The organism is Arthrobacter sp. FW306-1B-F12A, assembly GCF_058781865.1.
Genome location: NZ_JBYSXD010000002.1, coordinates 73806 through 91316, shown reverse-complemented (window position 1 = coordinate 91316; position 17511 = coordinate 73806). Strand labels below are relative to the sequence as shown.

Here is a 17511-nt window from a genome sequence, read left to right as displayed (position 1 = left end):
CCAGTGAGCGCTGACCCAAGAGTAAGCATCCATCCCGACTCCGCCGTCCTTATGGCCGCGATCGCAGCAAGGCTCATCACCAAGCTGGTGGATGTCCAGGACAAGCACGGAGAAGCCACTGTGGTCCTCACCGGCGGAACCGTGGGCATCGGCACCCTGAAAGCGGTTGCCGATTCGCCCGCGGCGCCGGCCGTTGACTGGTCCCGGGTGAACTTCTGGTGGGGTGACGAGCGCTTCGTCGGCAAGGACAGCACCGACCGCAACACCGTGCAAGCGCGTGAGGCACTGCTCTCCAGCCTGCCGGTGGACCCGGCCCGCGTGCACGAACCGGGATCATCGGATGAGTTCGCCACCGCGGACGAGGCCGCGGCGGACTACGCGGCCCGGCTCAAAGCCGCTGCCGAGGCCGAGCACTCCGCGGACACCTCGGACAACCGTCCCGAGGAGGCAGGCGAGTTGCCCCGCTTCGACATCCTGCTGCTCGGGGTGGGTCCGGATGCGCATATTGCCTCGCTCTTCCCGGAGCAGGCAGGTATCCGCGTGAAGGACCGTACGGTGGTGGGGGTCGAGAACTCCCCCAAGCCACCGCCGTCGAGGATTTCGCTGACCTTGCCCGCCATCAACTCCGCCCAGGAAATCTGGATGGTCGTGGCAGGCGAGGACAAGGCCGGCGCCGTGGGGCTGGCCCTTGCCGGAGCCAACCCGGTGCAGGTTCCCGCCTCCGGGCCCAGTGGCCGCTCGAGGACCCTGTGGCTTATCGATGAGAATGCAGCCTCACGCGTCCCCCAGCAGCTCGTCCGAAAGGACCCCGCGGGCGCGTAGCCGCTTGAGCGCTCCGGCCAGGACAATCTCCGCGTCCTGGCTGGAGCGTCTTTCTTTAACGTAGTCCAGGTGGCTCTTGAAGATTTCTTCGTCCGCACGTTCCATGGTGGCTTCGCCCTGTTCGCGGACGGCAACCAGGCCACACTTCGGGCAATCCCACCGGATCGGGATTTGATCTTCCGGGAGTTTAACGAAAACAAGCCGCGTCTCATGTCCCTTGGCGCACCAATAGGGAACACGAATACGCGGCAAGCTTTCGCCGACTACAGAGTCGGGTTGGTTTCTTGGGGCCGATCCAGCTGTTACGCCGGCCCGTGTGCCCCGGAATCCAGAAGTACCATGAACCATCGTCGATCCCCTTGAGAGTTCGGCTGCATGGCTTGAAGGCCATGCAGCCTAGTCTAGTGGGAGGATCCCGGCGACGGCAGTGCTAGGAGTCTCCGCCCGCGGTGAAGCGCATGATGAGGCCAAGTCCAATGATCACGACACCCCAAGTGCAGCCCAAGACGATGGTGAAGCGGTTGAGGTTTCGCTCTGCGACACCTGAAGAACTCAATCCTGAGCTCATGCCACCGCCAAACATATCGGACAACCCGCCGCCACGTCCCTTGTGGAGGAGGATGAGCAGCGTCAGCAGAAGGCTGGTAATGCCCAGCAGAATCTGCAGAATGACTTGAAGAACGTCCACGACGGCCTTTCAGAAGAACGGAAAACGGGAGCGGAACCGGAAACGGACTAAGCCGCGCTGAGGTGGCTCTCGAACCTGACAATGTTAGCAAACTCGGCGGGGTCCAGGCTCGCGCCACCCACCAGCAAGCCGTCGACGTCGCTTTCGGCCATGATCGCTGCCGCATTGTTGGCCTTGACCGAACCACCGTAAAGGAGGCGGGTCTTGGCGGCCACAGCATCGTCGAACAAGGATGCGAGCTCTGAACGGATAGCGGCGCACATCTCCTGTGCGTCTTCGGGACCCGCGACTTCGCCAGTACCAATGGCCCAGACAGGCTCGTACGCGACAACCAGTTCGCCGGCCTGGTCTGCGGTGAGGCCTTCGACGCCGGCGCGCAACTGGGCCAGCGTGTGCTCCACATGGGTGCCGGCCTGGCGGACCTCAAGGCCCTCGCCGACACACAGGACCGGCGTAACGTCGTGGCGGAAGGCTGCTTTGACCTTCGCGTTGAGGACCTGGTCGTCCTCGTTGTGGATGGTGCGGCGTTCGCTGTGGCCCACCAGGACATAGGCGCAACCGAGCTTGTTGAGGAACTGGCCGGAGATATCGCCGGTGTACGCTCCGGAGTCGAACTGCGAGAGGTCCTGTCCGCCATAGACGACGTCCAACTCGTCGCCCTGGACGAGGGTCTGCACACCGCGCAGATCGGTAAACGGGGGGAAGACCGACACCTCCACCCGGCTGTAGTCGTGCTTGGCGTCGGAGAGGGTCCAAGCCAGCTTCTGCAGCAGGGTGATGCCCTGGACGTGGTCCATGTTCATCTTCCAGTTGCCGGCAATGAAGGGCTTGCGGATGAAGTTTCCGTTGGCAGAAGTTGTCACGTGTGCTCCAAAGATGCGTTGAGATAGGGAAAGCCGGCGGGGCGCTTGCCTTCAAGGAAGGGCCCCCCCCCGGCCATGTAGCCTTAGCGGTCCAGAACGCTCAGGCCGGGAAGATCCTTGCCTTCAAGGTATTCCAGGCTGGCGCCGCCGCCCGTGGAAATGTGTCCGAACTGGGAGTCCTCAAAGCCGAGGGTCCGGACGGCCGCGGCGGAGTCGCCGCCGCCAACCACGGTGAATGCCGGCGTCTCAGTCAAGGCCTGGGCGATGGCACGGGTGCCGCCGGAGAAGGCTTCGAATTCGAAGACGCCCATGGGGCCGTTCCAGAACACGGTCTGTGCGGCCTTGATCTGCTCGGCGAAAGCCTCCGCGGATACCGGTCCGATGTCCAGGCCAATGCCGGAGGCGCCGAACGAGCTGTCCTCGATCGCGTCAGCGGCGACCACTTCGTGTTCAGCGTCGGCGGCGAAGCGGCTTGCGACCACGACGTCGGTGGGGATGACGAAGGCGGTACCGGCGTCGGAGGCGCGCTTGAGGTAGTCCTGGACCACGGGGATCTGGTCAGCTTCAAGCAGGCTGCCCGCAACCTTGTGACCGGCCGCTGCGAGGAAGGTGAAGAGCATTCCGCCACCGACGAGGATGGTGTCTGCCTTGCCGAGGAGGTTGTCGATCACTGCGAGCTTGTCAGAGACCTTGGAACCGCCGAGGACCACGACGTACGGGCGCTGGGTATCAGTGGTGAGTTTGCGCAGAACCTCCACCTCGGTGTGCACAAGGTCACCCTGGTAGGAAGGAAGCCGGGTGGCGACGTCGTAGACGCTGGCGTGCTTGCGGTGGACAGCGCCGAAGGCGTCATCCACGAAGGCACCGTTGTCGCCGGTGAGCGCCACGAGTTCATCGGCGAAGGCGCCGCGCTCGGCGTCGTCCTTGCTGGTTTCGCGGGCGTCGAAACGGACGTTCTCCAGGACCAGGACGTCTCCATCGTCCAGGGACCCGGCCAGCTCCTTGGCGGACTCACCAACGGTGTCTTCCGCGAGCTGGACCTTGAATGGCGCGAGCTCCGCAAGCCGCGCCACAGCCGGCTTGAGCGAATACTTGGCCTCGGGAGCGCCCTTGGGGCGTCCCAGGTGGGCCGTGACGAGCACGCGGGCACCGGCGTCCGAGAGCTTTTCGATGACCGGGAGGGAGGCCTTGATGCGGCCGTCGTCGGTCACTGTAGAGCCGTCGAGCGGCACATTCAGGTCACTTCTGACAAGAATGTACCGCCCGCGGACACCTTCAGCGATCAGTTCGTTGAGGGTGTGAGATGTCATGTGTCTACCCTAGCCCAGCTTGGATGCGACGAGCTCCGTGAGGTCAACGAGGCGGTTGGAGTAGCCCCATTCGTTGTCATACCAGGAAACAACCTTGACCTGGTTGCCGATGACCTTGGTGAGGCCGGAGTCGAAGATCGAAGAAGAGGGGTCGCCGACGATGTCAGAAGAGACGATCGGGTCTGCCGTGTAGCTGAGGATGCCCTTGAACTGCTCGGTCTCCGAAGCTGCCTTGAGAGCCGCGTTGACTTCCTCAACGGTTACTTCGCGGGAAACCGTGACGGTCAGGTCCGTGGCGGAACCGGTGGGGACCGGGACGCGGATGGCGTAGCCGTCGAGCTTGCCCTTGAGTTCCGGAAGGACGAGGCCGATCGCCTTGGCAGCACCAGTGGAGGTGGGAACCATGTTGATCGCTGCGGCGCGGGCACGGCGGAGATCGCTGTGGGGGCCGTCCTGCAGGTTCTGGTCCGCCGTGTAGGCGTGCACCGTGGTCATGAGGCCGCGTTCGATGCCGAAGGCGTCGTTGACCACCTTGGCCAGCGGGCCGAGGCAGTTGGTGGTGCAGGAAGCGTTGGAAATGATGTGGTGTGCTGCGGGGTCGTAGAGCTCGTGGTTGACGCCCATGACGATGGTGATGTCTTCGTCCGAAGCAGGAGCGGAGATCAGGACCTTCTTGGCACCTGCGTCGATGTGCTTCTGCGCAGCGGCGGCCTTGGTGAAGAAGCCGGTGGACTCGATGACGATGTCGACGCCCAGTTCGGCCCACGGCAGGTTTGCAGGGTCGCGCTCTGCGAGGACCTTGATGATGCTGCCGTCGACAATGAGGTTGCCCTCTTTGACTTCGACGGACTGGGTCAGGCGGCCGCCGACGGAGTCGTACTTCAAAAGGTGGGCAAGTGCCTCGGGACTCGTGAGGTCGTTGACCGCAACAATTTCGAGGTCGGCACCCTGGGCGAGTGCTGCGCGGAAGTAGTTGCGGCCGATGCGGCCAAAGCCGTTGATACCAATACGGGTGGTCACTATTTCAGTCTCCTTGGTGCTCTTGCAAGCACACCTAGTGAGTCGGATCTTGATTCCAACTAACAATTCCCGCACACCATTGGGCAGAAGTGATTATCAGATCGGAGGGCGACCAGCCACATTGCTGAAGGCTAACCGCCTTCCGTGACCCATCTTACGTTTAACTACGTCTGCCCCCGCAACTGCGGGGGCAGACAATCCGGTATTTGGGCGAAATTCACCTGAATGTGAAGTTTGTTACATCCCCGTGTATTCCGCGTCACTCACCGATCCTGGGCGGAGTCCCTAGAGAACGATCAGCCCGGTGGCGTTCGCGCGGGCCGCTTCGAAGCGCTTTGCGACGTCGGCCCAGTTGACGATGTTCCAGAAGGCCTTGACATAGTCGGCCTTGACGTTGACGTAGTCCAGGTAGAAAGCGTGCTCCCACATGTCCAGCATGAGCAGCGGCGTGGTGCCGACTGCGACATTGCCCTTCTGGTCGTAGAGCTGCTCGATGAGGAGGTTGCCGCCGATGGGCTCGTAGGCAAGGAAGCCCCAGCCGGAACCCTGCAGTCCAAGCGCGGCTGCCGAGAACTGGGCACGGAAAGCATCGAAGGAGCCGAAGGCGTCATCGATGGCCGCAGCCAGCTCACCCTCGGGCTTGTCGCCACCGTCCGGGGAGATGTTGTTCCAGAACACGGAGTGGTTGATGTGGCCGCCGGTGTGGAACGCGAGGTCCTTGGAGAGGCGGTTGATGTTGGCGAAGTCGCCCTTGTCGCGCGCCTCGGCCAACTGGGCCAAAGCGTTGTTGGCGCCTGCTACATAGGCGGCGTGGTGCTTGCTGTGGTGCAGCTCCATGATCTTCGCCGAAATGTGCGGCTCAAGTGCTGCGTAGTCGTAGCCGAGCTCGGGCAGTACGTACTCTGTCACGAAATCCTCCAATGTAGTGGACCGGGGTCCGTTTGGTAACTCTCGTTTTGTTCATCCGACCGGCGAACCGGCCGGAAATCTACACCCTGACGATTCTAGGACGGGCGCCCTATTCGTCCATCATTTCGGGGGTCACATTTGCCTCGGTGCCCGGGATCCCCAGGTCGCCGGCCCGCTTGTCCGCCATGGCCAGCAGCCGGCGGATCCTTCCCGCGATGGCGTCCTTGGTCATGGGCGGATCGGCAAGCCGGCCCAATTCATCGAGGCTGGCCTGCTTGTGCGCGACCCGGAGTTCACCCGCGTACTTGAGGTGGTCCGGAACGTCGTCACCGAGGATTTCCAGGGCCCGGTCCACGCGGGCGCCAGCCGCGACGGCGGCCTGGGCCGAACGGCGCAGATTGGCGTCGTCGAAGTTCGCGAGGCGGTTGGCCGTGGCCCGGACTTCCTTCCGCATGCGGCGCTCCTCCCACACCATGAGGGCGTCATGCGCGCCCATCCGGGTGAGCAGCGCGGCGATGGTGTCGCCGTCACGGATGACCACGCGATCCACGCCGCGCACTTCCCGGGCCTTGGCCTGGATGCCGAGGCGGCGGGCAGCGCCCACCAGGGCAAGCGCCGATTCCGGCCCGGGGCACGTGACCTCGAGCGAGGATGACCGGCCGGGTTCGGTGAGGGAACCGTGAGCCAGGAACGCGCCGCGCCACACAGCCTCCGCGTCCGACGCCGAACCGTTGACGACGGCGGACGGCAAGCCGCGCACGGGTCGCCCGCGGCCGTCGAGGAGGCCGGTCTGGCGGGCCAGGGCTTCGCCGTCGCGCACTACGCGGACAACGTAGCGGCTACCCCGACGGAGTCCCCCGCCGGAGACGACGATGATCTCGCTCTGGTGCCCGTAGACTTCGGCGATCGCGGCGCGCAGCCGCCGCGCCGTTGAGGCGAGGTCAACCTCCGCCTCGATCACGATGCGGCCCGAAATGATGTGCAGCCCGCCGGCAAAACGCAGCATGGCCGAAACTTCGGCCTTGCGGACGGACGACTTCTTGATGTCCAGCCGGGAAAGTTCTTCCTTGACCGATGCGGTCAGTGCCATCGCATGTTCCTAACTATTCCCGAAGATATCGTGATACGCCGACGCCAGACGCAGCGGGTCGTGGACTGGACGGCGGCTCGACGCCCCCACTTTACCCAAGACCACCTCCGCACCGATCATCCCGGCAGCGCGTTCGAATTCCTTGAGGTCCGATATCGAGGTGGGATCGGCCAGGACAACGTCCACGCTGAACTCCGGCGCATAGTGGCGCAGGGCATCCAAGTGGTCCGCCGCGGACATCCCGGAGGTTTCCTTGGTGTCCATGGCGAGGTTCATGGTGAGGCAGCGTTTGGCGGGGGTGTCGCACAAGGCCTGGCGCATTTCCGGCAGCAGCAAATGCGGCAACACTGACGTGTACCAGGAGCCGGGACCCAGGATGATCCAGTCCGCAAGCTCGATTGCGGTCAACGCTTCGATGCAGGCGCGTGCGTCTTCCGGAAGGAGCCTGACGTTTTCGAGCGATCCGGCAACGGCGCACTTGGCCTGGCCTTTGACGATCTGGAACTCGTACCCGCCCCCGGGCAGTGGCACCCGGACGTCGCCCTCGATGTTCAGCGGCTGGGTGGACATCGGGAGGACCTGGCCGCGGGCACCCAGAAGGGCGCCTGCCCATTTCAGTCCGGCCACTGCGTCGCCCAGAAGCTCCCAGAGCGTGACGATGAGCAGGTTCCCCATGGCGTGGTCGTCCAGGGAACCTTGGCGTCCGCTTGGAGTCTTGAAGCGATGCTGCATGACGTCCCGCCAGGTGCGGCCCCAATCGGTGTCGTCACACAGTGCGCTCAGCGCCATTCGAAGGTCGCCCGGCGGAAGGACGCCGTACTCTTCGCGGAGCCGCCCGGAGGATCCGCCGTCGTCGGCAACGGTGACAATCGCGGTGAGCTCGGAGGTCAGGAGCCGCAGTGCCGACAACGATGCCGAAAGCCCGTGTCCGCCGCCGAGCGCCACAACCGAGGGGCCTTTGGCGGGCTGGCTGCCCGGCGTGCCTTTCGGTGGAACCAGCGGCAGGGGTCCTGTCAGGACCCCCATTATTCGCGACCCAGATCGCGGTGGCTTGTGGTGACGGTGACCCGCGGGTATTGCGCGAGCCGTTTGGAGAGTTCGACGGCGACCGCGACCGAACGGTGCTTGCCGCCGGTGCAACCGACGGCAATGGTGGCGTAGTGCTTGTTTTCCGTCCGATAGCCGTCGAGGACGGGCTCCAAGGCGAGGACGTAACGGTCGACGAAGTCCTTCACGCCAGCGGCCCCCAGGACATAGTCGCTGACGTCGGCGTCGAGCCCTGTGTGCGGACGCAATTTCGGAACCCAGTGCGGGTTGGGGATGAAGCGAGCATCCGCCACGAAGTTGGCGTCCACGGGCAGGCCGTATTTGAAGCCGAAGCTCATGACGTTCAAGCGCAGCGCCACAGGGCCCGTGTCGGTGAAAAGTTCGGTGATGGCGGTCGCCAGGCCGTGGACGTTGTACGTGCTCGTGTCCAAGACGACGTCCGCGGATTCTTTTAGCTCTTTCAGGACGTCCCGCTCCGCCGCGATGCCGTCCAGGATCCGGCCACCGCCCTGGAGCGGATGCGGGCGGCGGCCCTGCTCAAACCGCCGCACCAGGACGTTGTCGCTGGCATCGAGGAAGAGGACGCGGAAGGTGATTCCGGTGGCGCTGAGCGCGCCGAGCGCCGTCCTGATATCGGTGAAGAGGCCCTTGCTGCGCACGTCCACGACGACGGCAAGCTTGGGGATGGACTGTGGCGCGTGCGAGACGATTTCCGCCAGCGTCCCCAGCATCTGCGGGGGAAGGTTTTCGACGACGTACCAGCCATGGTCCTCCAGGGCGTCGGAGGCGGTGCTCCGGCCTGCTCCGGACATGCCGGTCACCACCAGCAGTTCCGCTTCGACAGGCTTGACGGGTACCAGACCGTCCTGCTCCGCGCCGGATCCTGCTGTTGGCTCTGACATCAAGTTTCCCCGTTTCTGAGATGGTCCAAAGTTTTTGGGATGGTCCACAAGCGGACCCCTTCAGGAGGGGTCCGCTTATTACCCTAGCTAAATTTCAAGGATTTCGCCGGTGGTCATGTTCACGGCAGGAGCGGCCTCTCCGGAGGCACCGGCCGCCGCGAGATGGCTGACGACCGCTTCCGCCAATGCCGGGCCGATCCCCTTCGCGGCCGTGAGCTCGAGGGCCGTTGCCGCCTTGATCTTCTTGAGCGAACCGAAATGCGCCACGAGCGCCTTCCGTTTGGCTTCGCCGAGACCCGGAACGCCGTCAAGCGCCGACACCGTCATGGCCTTTCCACGTTTCTGCCGGTGGAAGGTGATGGCGAAACGGTGGGCTTCGTCGCGGATGCGCTGGAGCAGATAGAGCCCCTGGGAGGTGCGGGGCAGGATCACCGGGAAGTCACTGTCCGGCAACCAGACCTCTTCGAGGCGCTTGGCGAGGCCCACGACGTAGACGTCGTCGATGCCCAGTTCCGCGAGGGCCCGGGCGGCCGCATTCACTTGGGGTTGCCCGCCGTCGACGACGACGAGGTTGGGCGGATAAGCGAACTTCGCCTTGGCTCCCGTGAGGGCAGCATCCTCCGGCGACGGCGGTTCACCTGTTCCCGGGTGCGGAACTTCTCCGCTCTTGGGAAGCTGGGCGGATTTATCCTGCAAGTAGTGCCTGAAGCGCCTGGTGAGGACGTCGTGCATCGCAGCGGTGTCGTCGCTTGCCGCCGCACCGGTGATGGAGAACTTCCTGTAGTCGGCCTTCTTCGGGAGGCCGTCCTCCACCACCACCATGGACGCAACCACGTTGGTGCCCTGCACATGGGAAATGTCGTAGCACTCGATCCGGAGCAACGGCACGGGAAGCTCGAGCGCTTCCTGCAGTTCCTGGAGCGCCTGGGAACGGACCGTGATATCGCCGGCGCGCCGGACTTTGTGGAGCTTCAGCGCCTGCTCGGCGTTTTCGCGGACGGTGGACATGAGGGCGGCCTTGTCGCCACGCTGCGGCACCCGGATGTCCACCTTGGCGCCCCTGAGGCCGCCGAGCCATTCGAGCAGTTCGTGATGGTTGCTCGGAATCTCAGGGACGAGGACTTCGCGCGGAATACGGCCTTGGTTGTCGCTGTCCTCTCCGTAGACCTGCTGCAAGAGGTGTTCGATGAGTTCCGGAGTGGTGGCGTCTTCGACTTTTTCCACGACCCAGCCCCGCTGGCCGCGCACCCGGCCACCCCTGACGTGGAATACCTGCACGGAAGCCTCAAGGTCGTCGTCGTGCAGGGCGAAGACATCCGCGTCGGTGTCTTCGGAAAGCACGACGGCGTTGCGCTCGAACACTTTGCGGAGCGCGATGATGTCGTCCCGGAGCCGGGCCGCCCGCTCGTAGTCCAGCTCGGCGACGGCGGCGCCCATGTCCTTTTCGAGGCGGGTGATGAAGCGTTTGGCTTCGCCACCCATGAACGAGCAGAAGTCTTCGGCGATGGCCCGGTGCTCTTCGGCGGTGACGCGGCCGACGCACGGGGCCGAGCATTTGTCGATATAGCCGAGCAAGCATGGCCGGCCGCTGGCCTGGGCGCGCTTCAGCACGCCGGGACTGCAGCTGCGGACCGGGAAGACGCGGAGCAAGGTGTCCATTGTTTCGCGGATGGCCCCGGCCGTGTATGGCCCGAAGTAGCGGGTGCCCTTGCGGCGCTCCCCGCGCATGACCTGTACCCGCGGGAGCTTCTCCGCCATGCTCACGGCAAGGTACGGATACGTCTTGTCATCGCGGAAGACCACATTGAAGCGGGGCTTGAATTCCTTGATCCAGGTGTATTCGAGCTGGAGCGACTCAAGCTCGCTGCCCACCATGGTCCATTCGACGCTGCTGGCCGCGTGCACCATCGCGTGCGTCTTCGGCAGCAAACCCGCCGGGTTGGCAAAGTACGAGTTCAGCCGGGATCGGAGGTTCTTCGCCTTGCCCACGTAGATGACACGGCCGTGCGGATCCCGGAACCGATAGACGCCGGGGGTGGTGGGGATTTCTCCCGTCTGGGGTCGATAACTCGCTGGATCTGCCACAGATCCAGTCTAGTAAGGGAATCGCGCTCCCCCGTACGGGCCCGCTTCGCGGAGCGCTACTCCGCGGACTTGCTCTGGTTGTAGCTCGTGGAACGTTCCTGGCCGCTCAATACCGCAATGGCATCCATGATCTTGTCCGTGACTTCGCGCCTGGCCGGCAGGGAATGGTCCGGACCGGTCTTCTCGAAGTACAGCGGCTCGCCGACCTTCATGGTGAAATGCTGTGGACGAACGGTGTTCCGGTCCACGGGCTGCAGCTTGTCCGTGCCGATGAGGCCAACCGGCACCACCGGCGCCCCCGTTGTCAGGGCAAGCCAGCCGACACCGGTCCGCCCGCGGTAGAGCAAGCCGTCGCGCGAGCGGGTTCCCTCCGGATAGATGCCGATGCCCCTGCCGTTCTCCAGGATGTCCAGGAGGGTCTTGAGGGCCTGCACGCTGGCTGCCTGCTCTCCGCGTTCCACCGGAATGGATCCAACGGCCTGGAAGAACGCCTTCATCGCGCGGCCTTTGAAGCCTTTGGTGGTGAAATACTCGGCCTTGGCAAAGAAGCCCACCGGGCGCGGCATCAAGGCTTGGACAATAACGCTGTCCAGAAAAGACAAATGGTTCGGGGCCACGATGAAGGGCCCTTCCTTGGGCACGTTCTCCAGCCCGATGACCGTGGGCCGGCAGGTGCTGGAAATCAGTCCGCGCGTGGTCCAGCGGATGACATCAAAGGCTTCCATCGTTCTGCACCTCGCTCAGGGCCGCCGCGCGGACAGCGTCAAGTTCTTCGATCTTCTTCAGCAGCTGCGCCGCGGTGTCCACGACGGCGACGGCGCCTGCCTCCTGAAGTTCGCCGTCGGGCGCAAATCCCCAACTGACCCCGATGCAGTCGAGGCCGTTGGCCATGGCCCCGGCAACATCCTGGTGGCGGTCTCCGACCATCACCGCAGGCTGGGAACGCAACGTGGCCAGAGCGGCACCAACGATTGCCACCTTACCCGGAGTTGTATTGGCGGCTATTGACTCGTCGTCCGGCGCACCGCAGATGGAGGCAAAGAAACCGGCAATGCCATGGTGCTCCAACACGGTGTGGGCCAAGCCCTGGGGTTTCTGGGTGGCGACGGCAACCGGCCGCCGCGACTCCGCGAAGAACTGCAGGAGCTCACGGATTCCGGGGTAGAGCCGGCTTTGAGCGATTCCGACGGAACGATAATAGCTGCGGTACAGCCCAATGACTTCGTCGACTTTTCCTGTGGGAACCCCGGCAATGTGTTCCAGGGAATCGCTGAGCTTGGGCCCGACCATGGAGTCCAGCACGGCCTGTTCCGGGACACGGAGCCCCATTTCGCCCAGGGCCGCGGCGATACCGCCGGTTATGCCGCCTGCAGGATCGACAAGGGTGCCGTCCAGATCAAAGATTACGGGCACCATTGTTTGAGTCACCGGGTTAGTTTCTCACGAGTTGAGGCATGCCTGAAACTCACATGCCGGCCAGGGAATACTTCGACCACTGCCGAAAAATTCCCCGGCCGTTCACGCAGGGCTAACCGAGAATCTCCGCCAGGAAGGTTGCGGTATGGCTTTCCGTGGACTTGGCAACCTGTTCGGGCGTGCCCGTTGCCACGATCCGGCCGCCGCCTGAACCGCCATTGGGGCCAAGGTCCACAATCCAGTCAGCGGACTTGATGACGTCGAGGTTGTGCTCAATGGTGATGACCGTATTGCCCTTGTCCACCAAACCCTGCAGCACCATGAGCAACTTCCGGATGTCCTCGAAGTGGAGGCCCGTTGTGGGCTCGTCCAAGACGTAGACGCTCCGGCCATTCGAACGCTTCTGCAGTTCCGAGGCCAGCTTCACGCGCTGCGCCTCGCCGCCGGAAAGCGTGGTGGCCGGCTGCCCGAGCCGGACATAACCTAGGCCGACGTCGACGAGGGTGTTCAAATGCCGGGCAATGGGGGTGAAAGCGGCAAAGAACTCGGCACCCTCCTCGATGGGCATGTTGAGGACGTCCGCGATGGTCTTGCCCTTGTAATGGACCTCCAGGGTCTCGCGGTTGTACCGGGCACCGTGGCACACCTCGCAGGGAACATAGACGTCCGGCAGGAAGTTCATCTCGATCTTCAGGGTGCCGTCACCGGAGCACGCCTCGCAGCGGCCGCCCTTGACGTTGAAGGAGAACCGTCCAGGCTGGTATCCACGGACCTTGGCTTCGGTGGTTTCCGCGAAAAGCTTCCGGATGTTGTCGAAGACGCCCGTGTACGTGGCAGGGTTGGAGCGCGGGGTCCGCCCGATGGGGCTCTGGTCCACGTGCACCACTTTGTCGAGGTGCTCAAGGCCTGCCACGGAGCGATGCCGGCCGGCGACCTGCTTGGCACCGTTGAGCTTGTTGGCAAGGACCTTGTAAAGGATCTCGTTCACCAGGGTGGACTTCCCCGATCCACTGACGCCAGTGACTGCCGTGAAGAGGCCCAGCGGGAACGTCGCGTCAACGTTGTTCAGGTTGTTTTCGCGTGCGCCGATGACCTTGAGCTCGCGCTTCTTGTCATAATTGCGCCGCTTGGCCGGGATGTCGATCTTGCGCCGGCCGGACAAGTAGTCGCCGGTCAGCGAGTCCGTGTTTTCCAGGAGCTCCTTGTAGGAACCGGAGTGCACCACCTGGCCACCGTGCTCACCGGCGCCGGGTCCAATATCCACAACCCAGTCGGCCTCGTGGATCGTGTCCTCGTCGTGTTCGACCACAATCAGCGTGTTGCCGAGATCGCGCAATCGGGTGAGCGTCTCGATCAGGCGGCGGTTGTCCTTCTGGTGCAGCCCGATGGACGGCTCGTCCAGGACATACAGGACGCCCACCAGGCCGGAGCCGATCTGCGTGGCGAGCCGGATACGCTGGGCTTCGCCACCGGACAAGGTCCCGGACGGCCGTTCGAGATTCAAGTATTCGAGCCCGACGTCCAAGAGGAATGTCAGGCGCGCCTGGATCTCCTTGAGAACCTGGTGGGCGATCTGGGCCTCGCGGTCGGTGAGCGTGAGGCTACCGAGGAAATCCGCGCAATCACGCATCGGAAGGGCCGCAACTTCGGCGATGGACTTGCCGTTGATCAGCACGGACAGCGACGCCGGGTTGAGCCGCGCACCGTTGCATGCGGGGCAAGGAACCTGCCGCATGTACTCTTCGTAGCGGTCGCGGGCCCAGTCGGAATCCGTTTCGCCGTGCTTGCGGTGAACGTACTGGATGGCGCCTTCGAAGCCGGTGCTGTACTTGCGCTCCCGGCCGAACCTGTTGCGGTACTGGACGACTACTTTGTGGTCCTTGCCGTGCAGCACCGTCTGCCGGACTTCCTGCGGCAGCTTCTCCCACGGGGTGTCCATGGAGAACTCGAGCTCCAGGGCCAGGCCTTCGAGGAGCCGGTTCCAGTACTCCGTGGTGGCAGTACCCAGCGACCAAGGTGCGATGGCACCCTGGTTCAAGGAAAGTTCCGGATTGGGGACAACCAACTCTTCGTCGACCTCGAGCTTGGTGCCGATACCGCTGCAGGCCGAACATGCGCCGAAGGGGTTGTTGAACGAGAAGGAGCGTGGCTCGATCTCGTCGATGGCCAGCGGGTGCTCATTGGGGCAGGCAAGGTTTTCGGAGAAGGCCCGGATCCGGGCTGGGTCTTCGGCGTCGAGATCCACGAACTCGACCAGTACCCGGCCTTCCGCAAGCCGGAGCGCGGTTTCGATCGAGTCGGTCAGCCGCTGGCTGATCCCTTCCTTGACAACGAGCCGGTCCACGACCACTTCAATGGAGTGCTTGAATTGCTTGCCGAGCTTGGGCGGATCGCTCAGCTGGACGAGATCTCCGTCCACCCGGGCGCGTGAGTATCCCTTGGCCGTGAGCTCTTTGAAGAGCTCGACGAATTCGCCCTTGCGTCCGCGGACCACAGGGGCAAGAATCTGGAATCGGGTGCCGGATTCGAGTTCCAGCAACTGGTCGACGATCTGCTGCGGCGTCTGGCGCGTGATCGGCTCGTGGCACACGGGGCAATGCGGCCGGCCGACACGTGCCCAGAGAAGGCGCATGTAGTCGTAGATCTCGGTGATGGTGCCCACTGTGGAGCGCGGGTTCTTGCTCGTCGACTTCTGGTCGATGGACACTGCCGGCGAAAGGCCCTCGATGAAATCCACGTCCGGCTTGTCCACTTGGCCCAGGAACTGGCGGGCATATGCCGACAATGACTCCACGTACCGGCGCTGGCCCTCCGCGAAGATAGTGTCGAAAGCCAAGGACGACTTGCCTGAACCTGACAAGCCCGTGAAAACGATCATTGCGTCACGGGGAAGATCGAGATCGACGTTGCGGAGGTTGTGTTCACGCGCTCCCTTGACCACGAGCCGGGACAGGTCATGTCTTACGGGCGTGGCAGCTTGCTGCTCGGAAACACTTGCGAAGGATTCGACGGCGGGGACTTCAGCTACGGCTTTAGGCACCCACTAATGCTAATCGAAAACTTCTTCGAATTTCCATGTGGCTTCCCACAGCCTACCGACGGGTATCAATCGGCGTCGTAGGCAGCCGCCAGAAGCTGCACCGCCTCCGCGAAACTGGCGCCCTGCGCTTTGGCCGCCGCCGAGTAGCTCGCAGCCACGGCTGCCAATGCGCTCCAGCGGTCATCCCGGGCGCACACAACTGTTCCGTTGCGGCCACGCGTGGCCACTACTCCAGCAGCTTCAAGTTCTTTATAGGCCCGGGCCACCGTGTGGGGGGCGACATCCAATTGTTCGGCCAAGCTGCGCACCGCGGGGAGCTTGGTACCGACAGCCAGGATGCCGCCGTCGGCCAACTCGATGACGCGGAGCCGAAGCTGTTCGTACAGCGCGACGGTACTGGACTGATTGGGACGCCACGAACCGGGAAACTCAAGCGGGCTCATGATGCTTCCCTCTCTCCTTGCCCGGCGCGGTGCTTCGCGGACCTCACCGGCATCGCGGCGAGTTCGCCGCCTCCGGCGGCAAACTGCGCTTCATGCAAGTGGGCGTAGTGCCCGCCAAGCGCCAACAGCGAATGATGCGTGCCGTGTTCAACGATCCGTCCGTGGTCCATGACGAGAATTAGATCAGCGTCGCGGATAGTGGACAAGCGGTGCGCAATGACGAATGACGTCTTGTTGCTCCGGAGCCGGTGCATCGCTTGGCGGATAAGGACTTCGGTGCGGGTATCCACCGAACTTGTCGCCTCGTCCAGGATCAGGATGGGGCGGCCCGAGAGCCGTGCGCGCGCGATGCTCAGCAATTGCCTCTGGCCCTGGCTGAGGGGTTCGCCTCCGTTGCTGAGCATGGTTGAGTACCCGTTGGGCAGCGAGCGGACAAAGTGGTCGACGTGGCTCGCCTCGGCTGCGGCCACGATCTCGGCCTCGCTGGCGCCCGGAAAGCCATACTCGATGTTCTCCCGGATGGTGCCGGTGAAAATCCACGGATCCTGGAGAACGACGCCGAAATTCCGGCGGAGTGCGTCGCGTCCCATGCCCGCGATGTCAACGCCGTCGATGGTGATCCGTCCGGAGCCGAGTTCGTGGAAACGCATGAGGAGGCTGACCAGTGTGGTCTTCCCGGCTCCGGTGTGCCCGACAATCGCAACTGTCTGTCCCGGTTCCACCTGGAAGGACAGGTCCTCGATGAGGGGCGCATCCGGCCGGTAGCTGAAGGAGATGTGTTCGAAGGCAACGCGTCCCGAAGGGGCATCAAACTGCGCGTCAAACCGCGACTCAAGGCCCGGACCGGAGTCGGCGCGCGCATCTGCGCCCTGTTCCGCACGTTCCCCTGTCAGTTCGGCGGCGTCCAGCAGCTCGAAGACCCTGCTGGCGGAAACCGCGCATGATTGCAGGACCTGGGCCAATCCGCCGATCTGGCCCAGCGGCTGGCTGAAGAGGCGGTTGAATTGGATGAACGCTTGAATGCCCCCGATACTCATCGCCCCGGCGAGGAACTGCAGGGCACCGACAATGGCAACCCCCACGTAGCTGGCGTTGGACACGAAAGCCATGAGGGGCACCAGCAACCCTGAAGCGAACTGTGCCTTGGAACTGGCCGCGTAAAGCCCGTCGTTGTGATCAGCGAAGCGGACCGCCATCGATGACTGGGCGTTGAAAAGCTTGATGGTCTCGTGACCCGTGGCTGTCTCCTCCACAAGCGAGTTCACGTCGCTCGTGGCTTCCCACTGCCGGACGAAGTATTTCTGCGAGCGTCGGGTCACGATAATCGACGCCAGCGCCGAAACCGGAACTGCCAGCAGGGACACGACGGCGAGGAGCGGCGAAAGCAGCAGCATCATCACGAGCGAGCCGATGACCATCAGTGTTGAGGTCAGGAGCTGGGAGAGGAGCTGGTTGAGCGTCTGCGACACGTTGTCGAGGTCGTTCGTCGCGCGGCTCAGCACGTCGCCCCGGGAGCGGCCGTCGTAGTAGGCCACGGGAAGGCGATGCAGTTTCCCTTCCACGGCTTCGCGGAGGTCGTGTGCGAGGCGCTGGACGGCGAGGGCGTTGAGGCGGCCCTGCGCCCAGCTAAGCAGCGACGTGACGCAATACATGCCTGCGGCCAGGAGCAAGAGGAAGACGAAGCGCCCGGCGTCGAACTGCGCGCCGAACACGGCGGCGGCGATGACGTCGGTGGCGTCACCGAGTATTTTGGGTGCGGCGACATTGAGCGTGACAAAGCCGCAGATGCACAGGATCGCGGCGGTCATGATTCCCCGGGAGGGCTTCATCAAGCCCACCAGGCGGAGGAGCGACCGCGACGGTTTCGCTGGAATGG

The 17511-nt window shown here is 63.8% G+C and carries 16 protein-coding genes; 1 reads left to right on the top strand and 15 read right to left on the bottom strand.

Going from position 1 to position 17511, the window contains the following annotated elements:
- The first annotated feature begins 3 nt into the window (after positions 1 to 3).
- The gene (gene pgl / locus AC3WJU_RS01620) at positions 4 to 822 is read left to right on the top strand and encodes a 6-phosphogluconolactonase (RefSeq protein ID WP_284988219.1); all 819 of its coding nucleotides are present in this window, start codon (positions 4 to 6) and stop codon (positions 820 to 822) included.
- Here the strand turns inward: pgl and AC3WJU_RS01615 are convergent.
- The 15 genes from AC3WJU_RS01615 to AC3WJU_RS01545 form a co-directional block, all read right to left on the bottom strand.
- Complete coding sequence (locus AC3WJU_RS01615; RefSeq protein WP_284988220.1) at positions 775 to 1170, bottom strand: RNA polymerase-binding protein RbpA; 396 nt, start codon at positions 1168 to 1170, stop codon at positions 775 to 777. The genes pgl and AC3WJU_RS01615 overlap by 48 nt on opposite strands.
- 82 nt (positions 1171 to 1252) lie before the next feature.
- Entirely contained in the window at positions 1253 to 1510 is a 258-nt protein-coding gene (secG, locus tag AC3WJU_RS01610; RefSeq protein ID WP_059389278.1) for a preprotein translocase subunit SecG, read from the bottom strand.
- 47 nt (positions 1511 to 1557) lie between these two features.
- Positions 1558 to 2373: a triose-phosphate isomerase gene (tpiA, locus tag AC3WJU_RS01605; RefSeq protein ID WP_059389279.1), complete on the bottom strand. Its 816-nt coding sequence runs from the start codon at positions 2371 to 2373 to the stop codon at positions 1558 to 1560.
- An 83-nt stretch (positions 2374 to 2456) separates the two neighbouring features.
- Positions 2457 to 3683 carry a phosphoglycerate kinase gene (locus AC3WJU_RS01600; RefSeq protein ID WP_307053014.1) on the bottom strand — a complete coding sequence of 409 codons (1227 nt, stop codon included), beginning with the start codon at positions 3681 to 3683 and terminating at the stop codon, positions 2457 to 2459.
- A 9-nt stretch (positions 3684 to 3692) separates the two neighbouring features.
- Positions 3693 to 4703 carry a type I glyceraldehyde-3-phosphate dehydrogenase gene (gene gap / locus AC3WJU_RS01595; RefSeq protein ID WP_059389281.1) on the bottom strand — a complete coding sequence of 337 codons (1011 nt, stop codon included), beginning with the start codon at positions 4701 to 4703 and terminating at the stop codon, positions 3693 to 3695.
- Positions 4704 to 4988: 285 nt separating this feature from the next.
- Complete coding sequence (locus AC3WJU_RS01590) at positions 4989 to 5612, bottom strand: superoxide dismutase (RefSeq protein WP_492258975.1); 624 nt, start codon at positions 5610 to 5612, stop codon at positions 4989 to 4991.
- 109 nt (positions 5613 to 5721) lie between these two features.
- Positions 5722 to 6702 (bottom strand): DNA-binding protein WhiA, encoded by a 981-nt coding sequence (whiA, locus tag AC3WJU_RS01585; RefSeq protein ID WP_133202987.1) that lies wholly within the window; start codon positions 6700 to 6702, stop codon positions 5722 to 5724.
- Between the two features lie 9 nt (positions 6703 to 6711).
- Complete coding sequence (locus AC3WJU_RS01580; RefSeq protein ID WP_059389284.1) at positions 6712 to 7728, bottom strand: gluconeogenesis factor YvcK family protein; 1017 nt, start codon at positions 7726 to 7728, stop codon at positions 6712 to 6714.
- Positions 7728 to 8651, bottom strand: coding sequence for an RNase adapter RapZ (rapZ, locus tag AC3WJU_RS01575; RefSeq protein WP_284988224.1), 924 nt, complete (start codon positions 8649 to 8651; stop codon positions 7728 to 7730). The genes AC3WJU_RS01580 and rapZ overlap by 1 nt, the downstream gene beginning before the upstream one ends.
- An 87-nt stretch (positions 8652 to 8738) precedes the next feature.
- Entirely contained in the window at positions 8739 to 10736 is a 1998-nt protein-coding gene (uvrC, locus tag AC3WJU_RS01570; protein ID WP_492258974.1) for an excinuclease ABC subunit UvrC, read from the bottom strand.
- A gap of 56 nt (positions 10737 to 10792) precedes the next feature.
- A complete protein-coding gene (locus AC3WJU_RS01565) occupies positions 10793 to 11461 on the bottom strand; it encodes a lysophospholipid acyltransferase family protein (RefSeq protein WP_059389285.1) in 669 nt (222 codons plus the stop codon).
- Positions 11448 to 12164, bottom strand: a complete 717-nt coding sequence (locus AC3WJU_RS01560) for an HAD hydrolase-like protein (protein WP_284988226.1) — start codon at positions 12162 to 12164, stop codon at positions 11448 to 11450. The genes AC3WJU_RS01565 and AC3WJU_RS01560 overlap by 14 nt, the downstream gene beginning before the upstream one ends.
- A 100-nt stretch (positions 12165 to 12264) precedes the next feature.
- A complete protein-coding gene (uvrA, locus tag AC3WJU_RS01555; protein ID WP_492258973.1) occupies positions 12265 to 15192 on the bottom strand; it encodes an excinuclease ABC subunit UvrA in 2928 nt (975 codons plus the stop codon).
- Between the two features lie 65 nt (positions 15193 to 15257).
- Positions 15258 to 15635, bottom strand: coding sequence for a GntR family transcriptional regulator (locus tag AC3WJU_RS01550; RefSeq protein WP_284988227.1), 378 nt, complete (start codon positions 15633 to 15635; stop codon positions 15258 to 15260).
- Positions 15632 to 17443 carry an ABC transporter ATP-binding protein gene (locus tag AC3WJU_RS01545; RefSeq protein WP_084784550.1) on the bottom strand — a complete coding sequence of 604 codons (1812 nt, stop codon included), beginning with the start codon at positions 17441 to 17443 and terminating at the stop codon, positions 15632 to 15634. Before AC3WJU_RS01545 ends, AC3WJU_RS01550 begins: the two co-directional genes overlap by 4 nt.
- Positions 17444 to 17511: the final 68 nt, after the last annotated feature.

Bases quoted from the DNA above. Each gene is read 5' to 3' on its own strand.
- AC3WJU_RS01615 (WP_284988220.1), bottom strand. From the start codon at position 1,170: ATGGTTCATGGTACTTCTGGATTCCGGGGCACACGGGCCGGCGTAACA.
- AC3WJU_RS01600 (WP_307053014.1), bottom strand. From the start codon at position 3,683: ATGACATCTCACACCCTCAACGAACTGATCGCTGAAGGTGTCCGCGGG.
- whiA (WP_133202987.1), bottom strand. From the start codon at position 6,702: ATGGCACTGACCGCATCGGTCAAGGAAGAACTTTCCCGGCTGGACATC.
- AC3WJU_RS01580 (WP_059389284.1), bottom strand. From the start codon at position 7,728: ATGGGGGTCCTGACAGGACCCCTGCCGCTGGTTCCACCGAAAGGCACG.
- rapZ (WP_284988224.1), bottom strand. From the start codon at position 8,651: ATGTCAGAGCCAACAGCAGGATCCGGCGCGGAGCAGGACGGTCTGGTA.
- AC3WJU_RS01565 (WP_059389285.1), bottom strand. From the start codon at position 11,461: ATGGAAGCCTTTGATGTCATCCGCTGGACCACGCGCGGACTGATTTCC.
- AC3WJU_RS01550 (WP_284988227.1), bottom strand. From the start codon at position 15,635: ATGAGCCCGCTTGAGTTTCCCGGTTCGTGGCGTCCCAATCAGTCCAGT.
- AC3WJU_RS01545 (WP_084784550.1), bottom strand. From the start codon at position 17,443: ATGACCGCCGCGATCCTGTGCATCTGCGGCTTTGTCACGCTCAATGTC.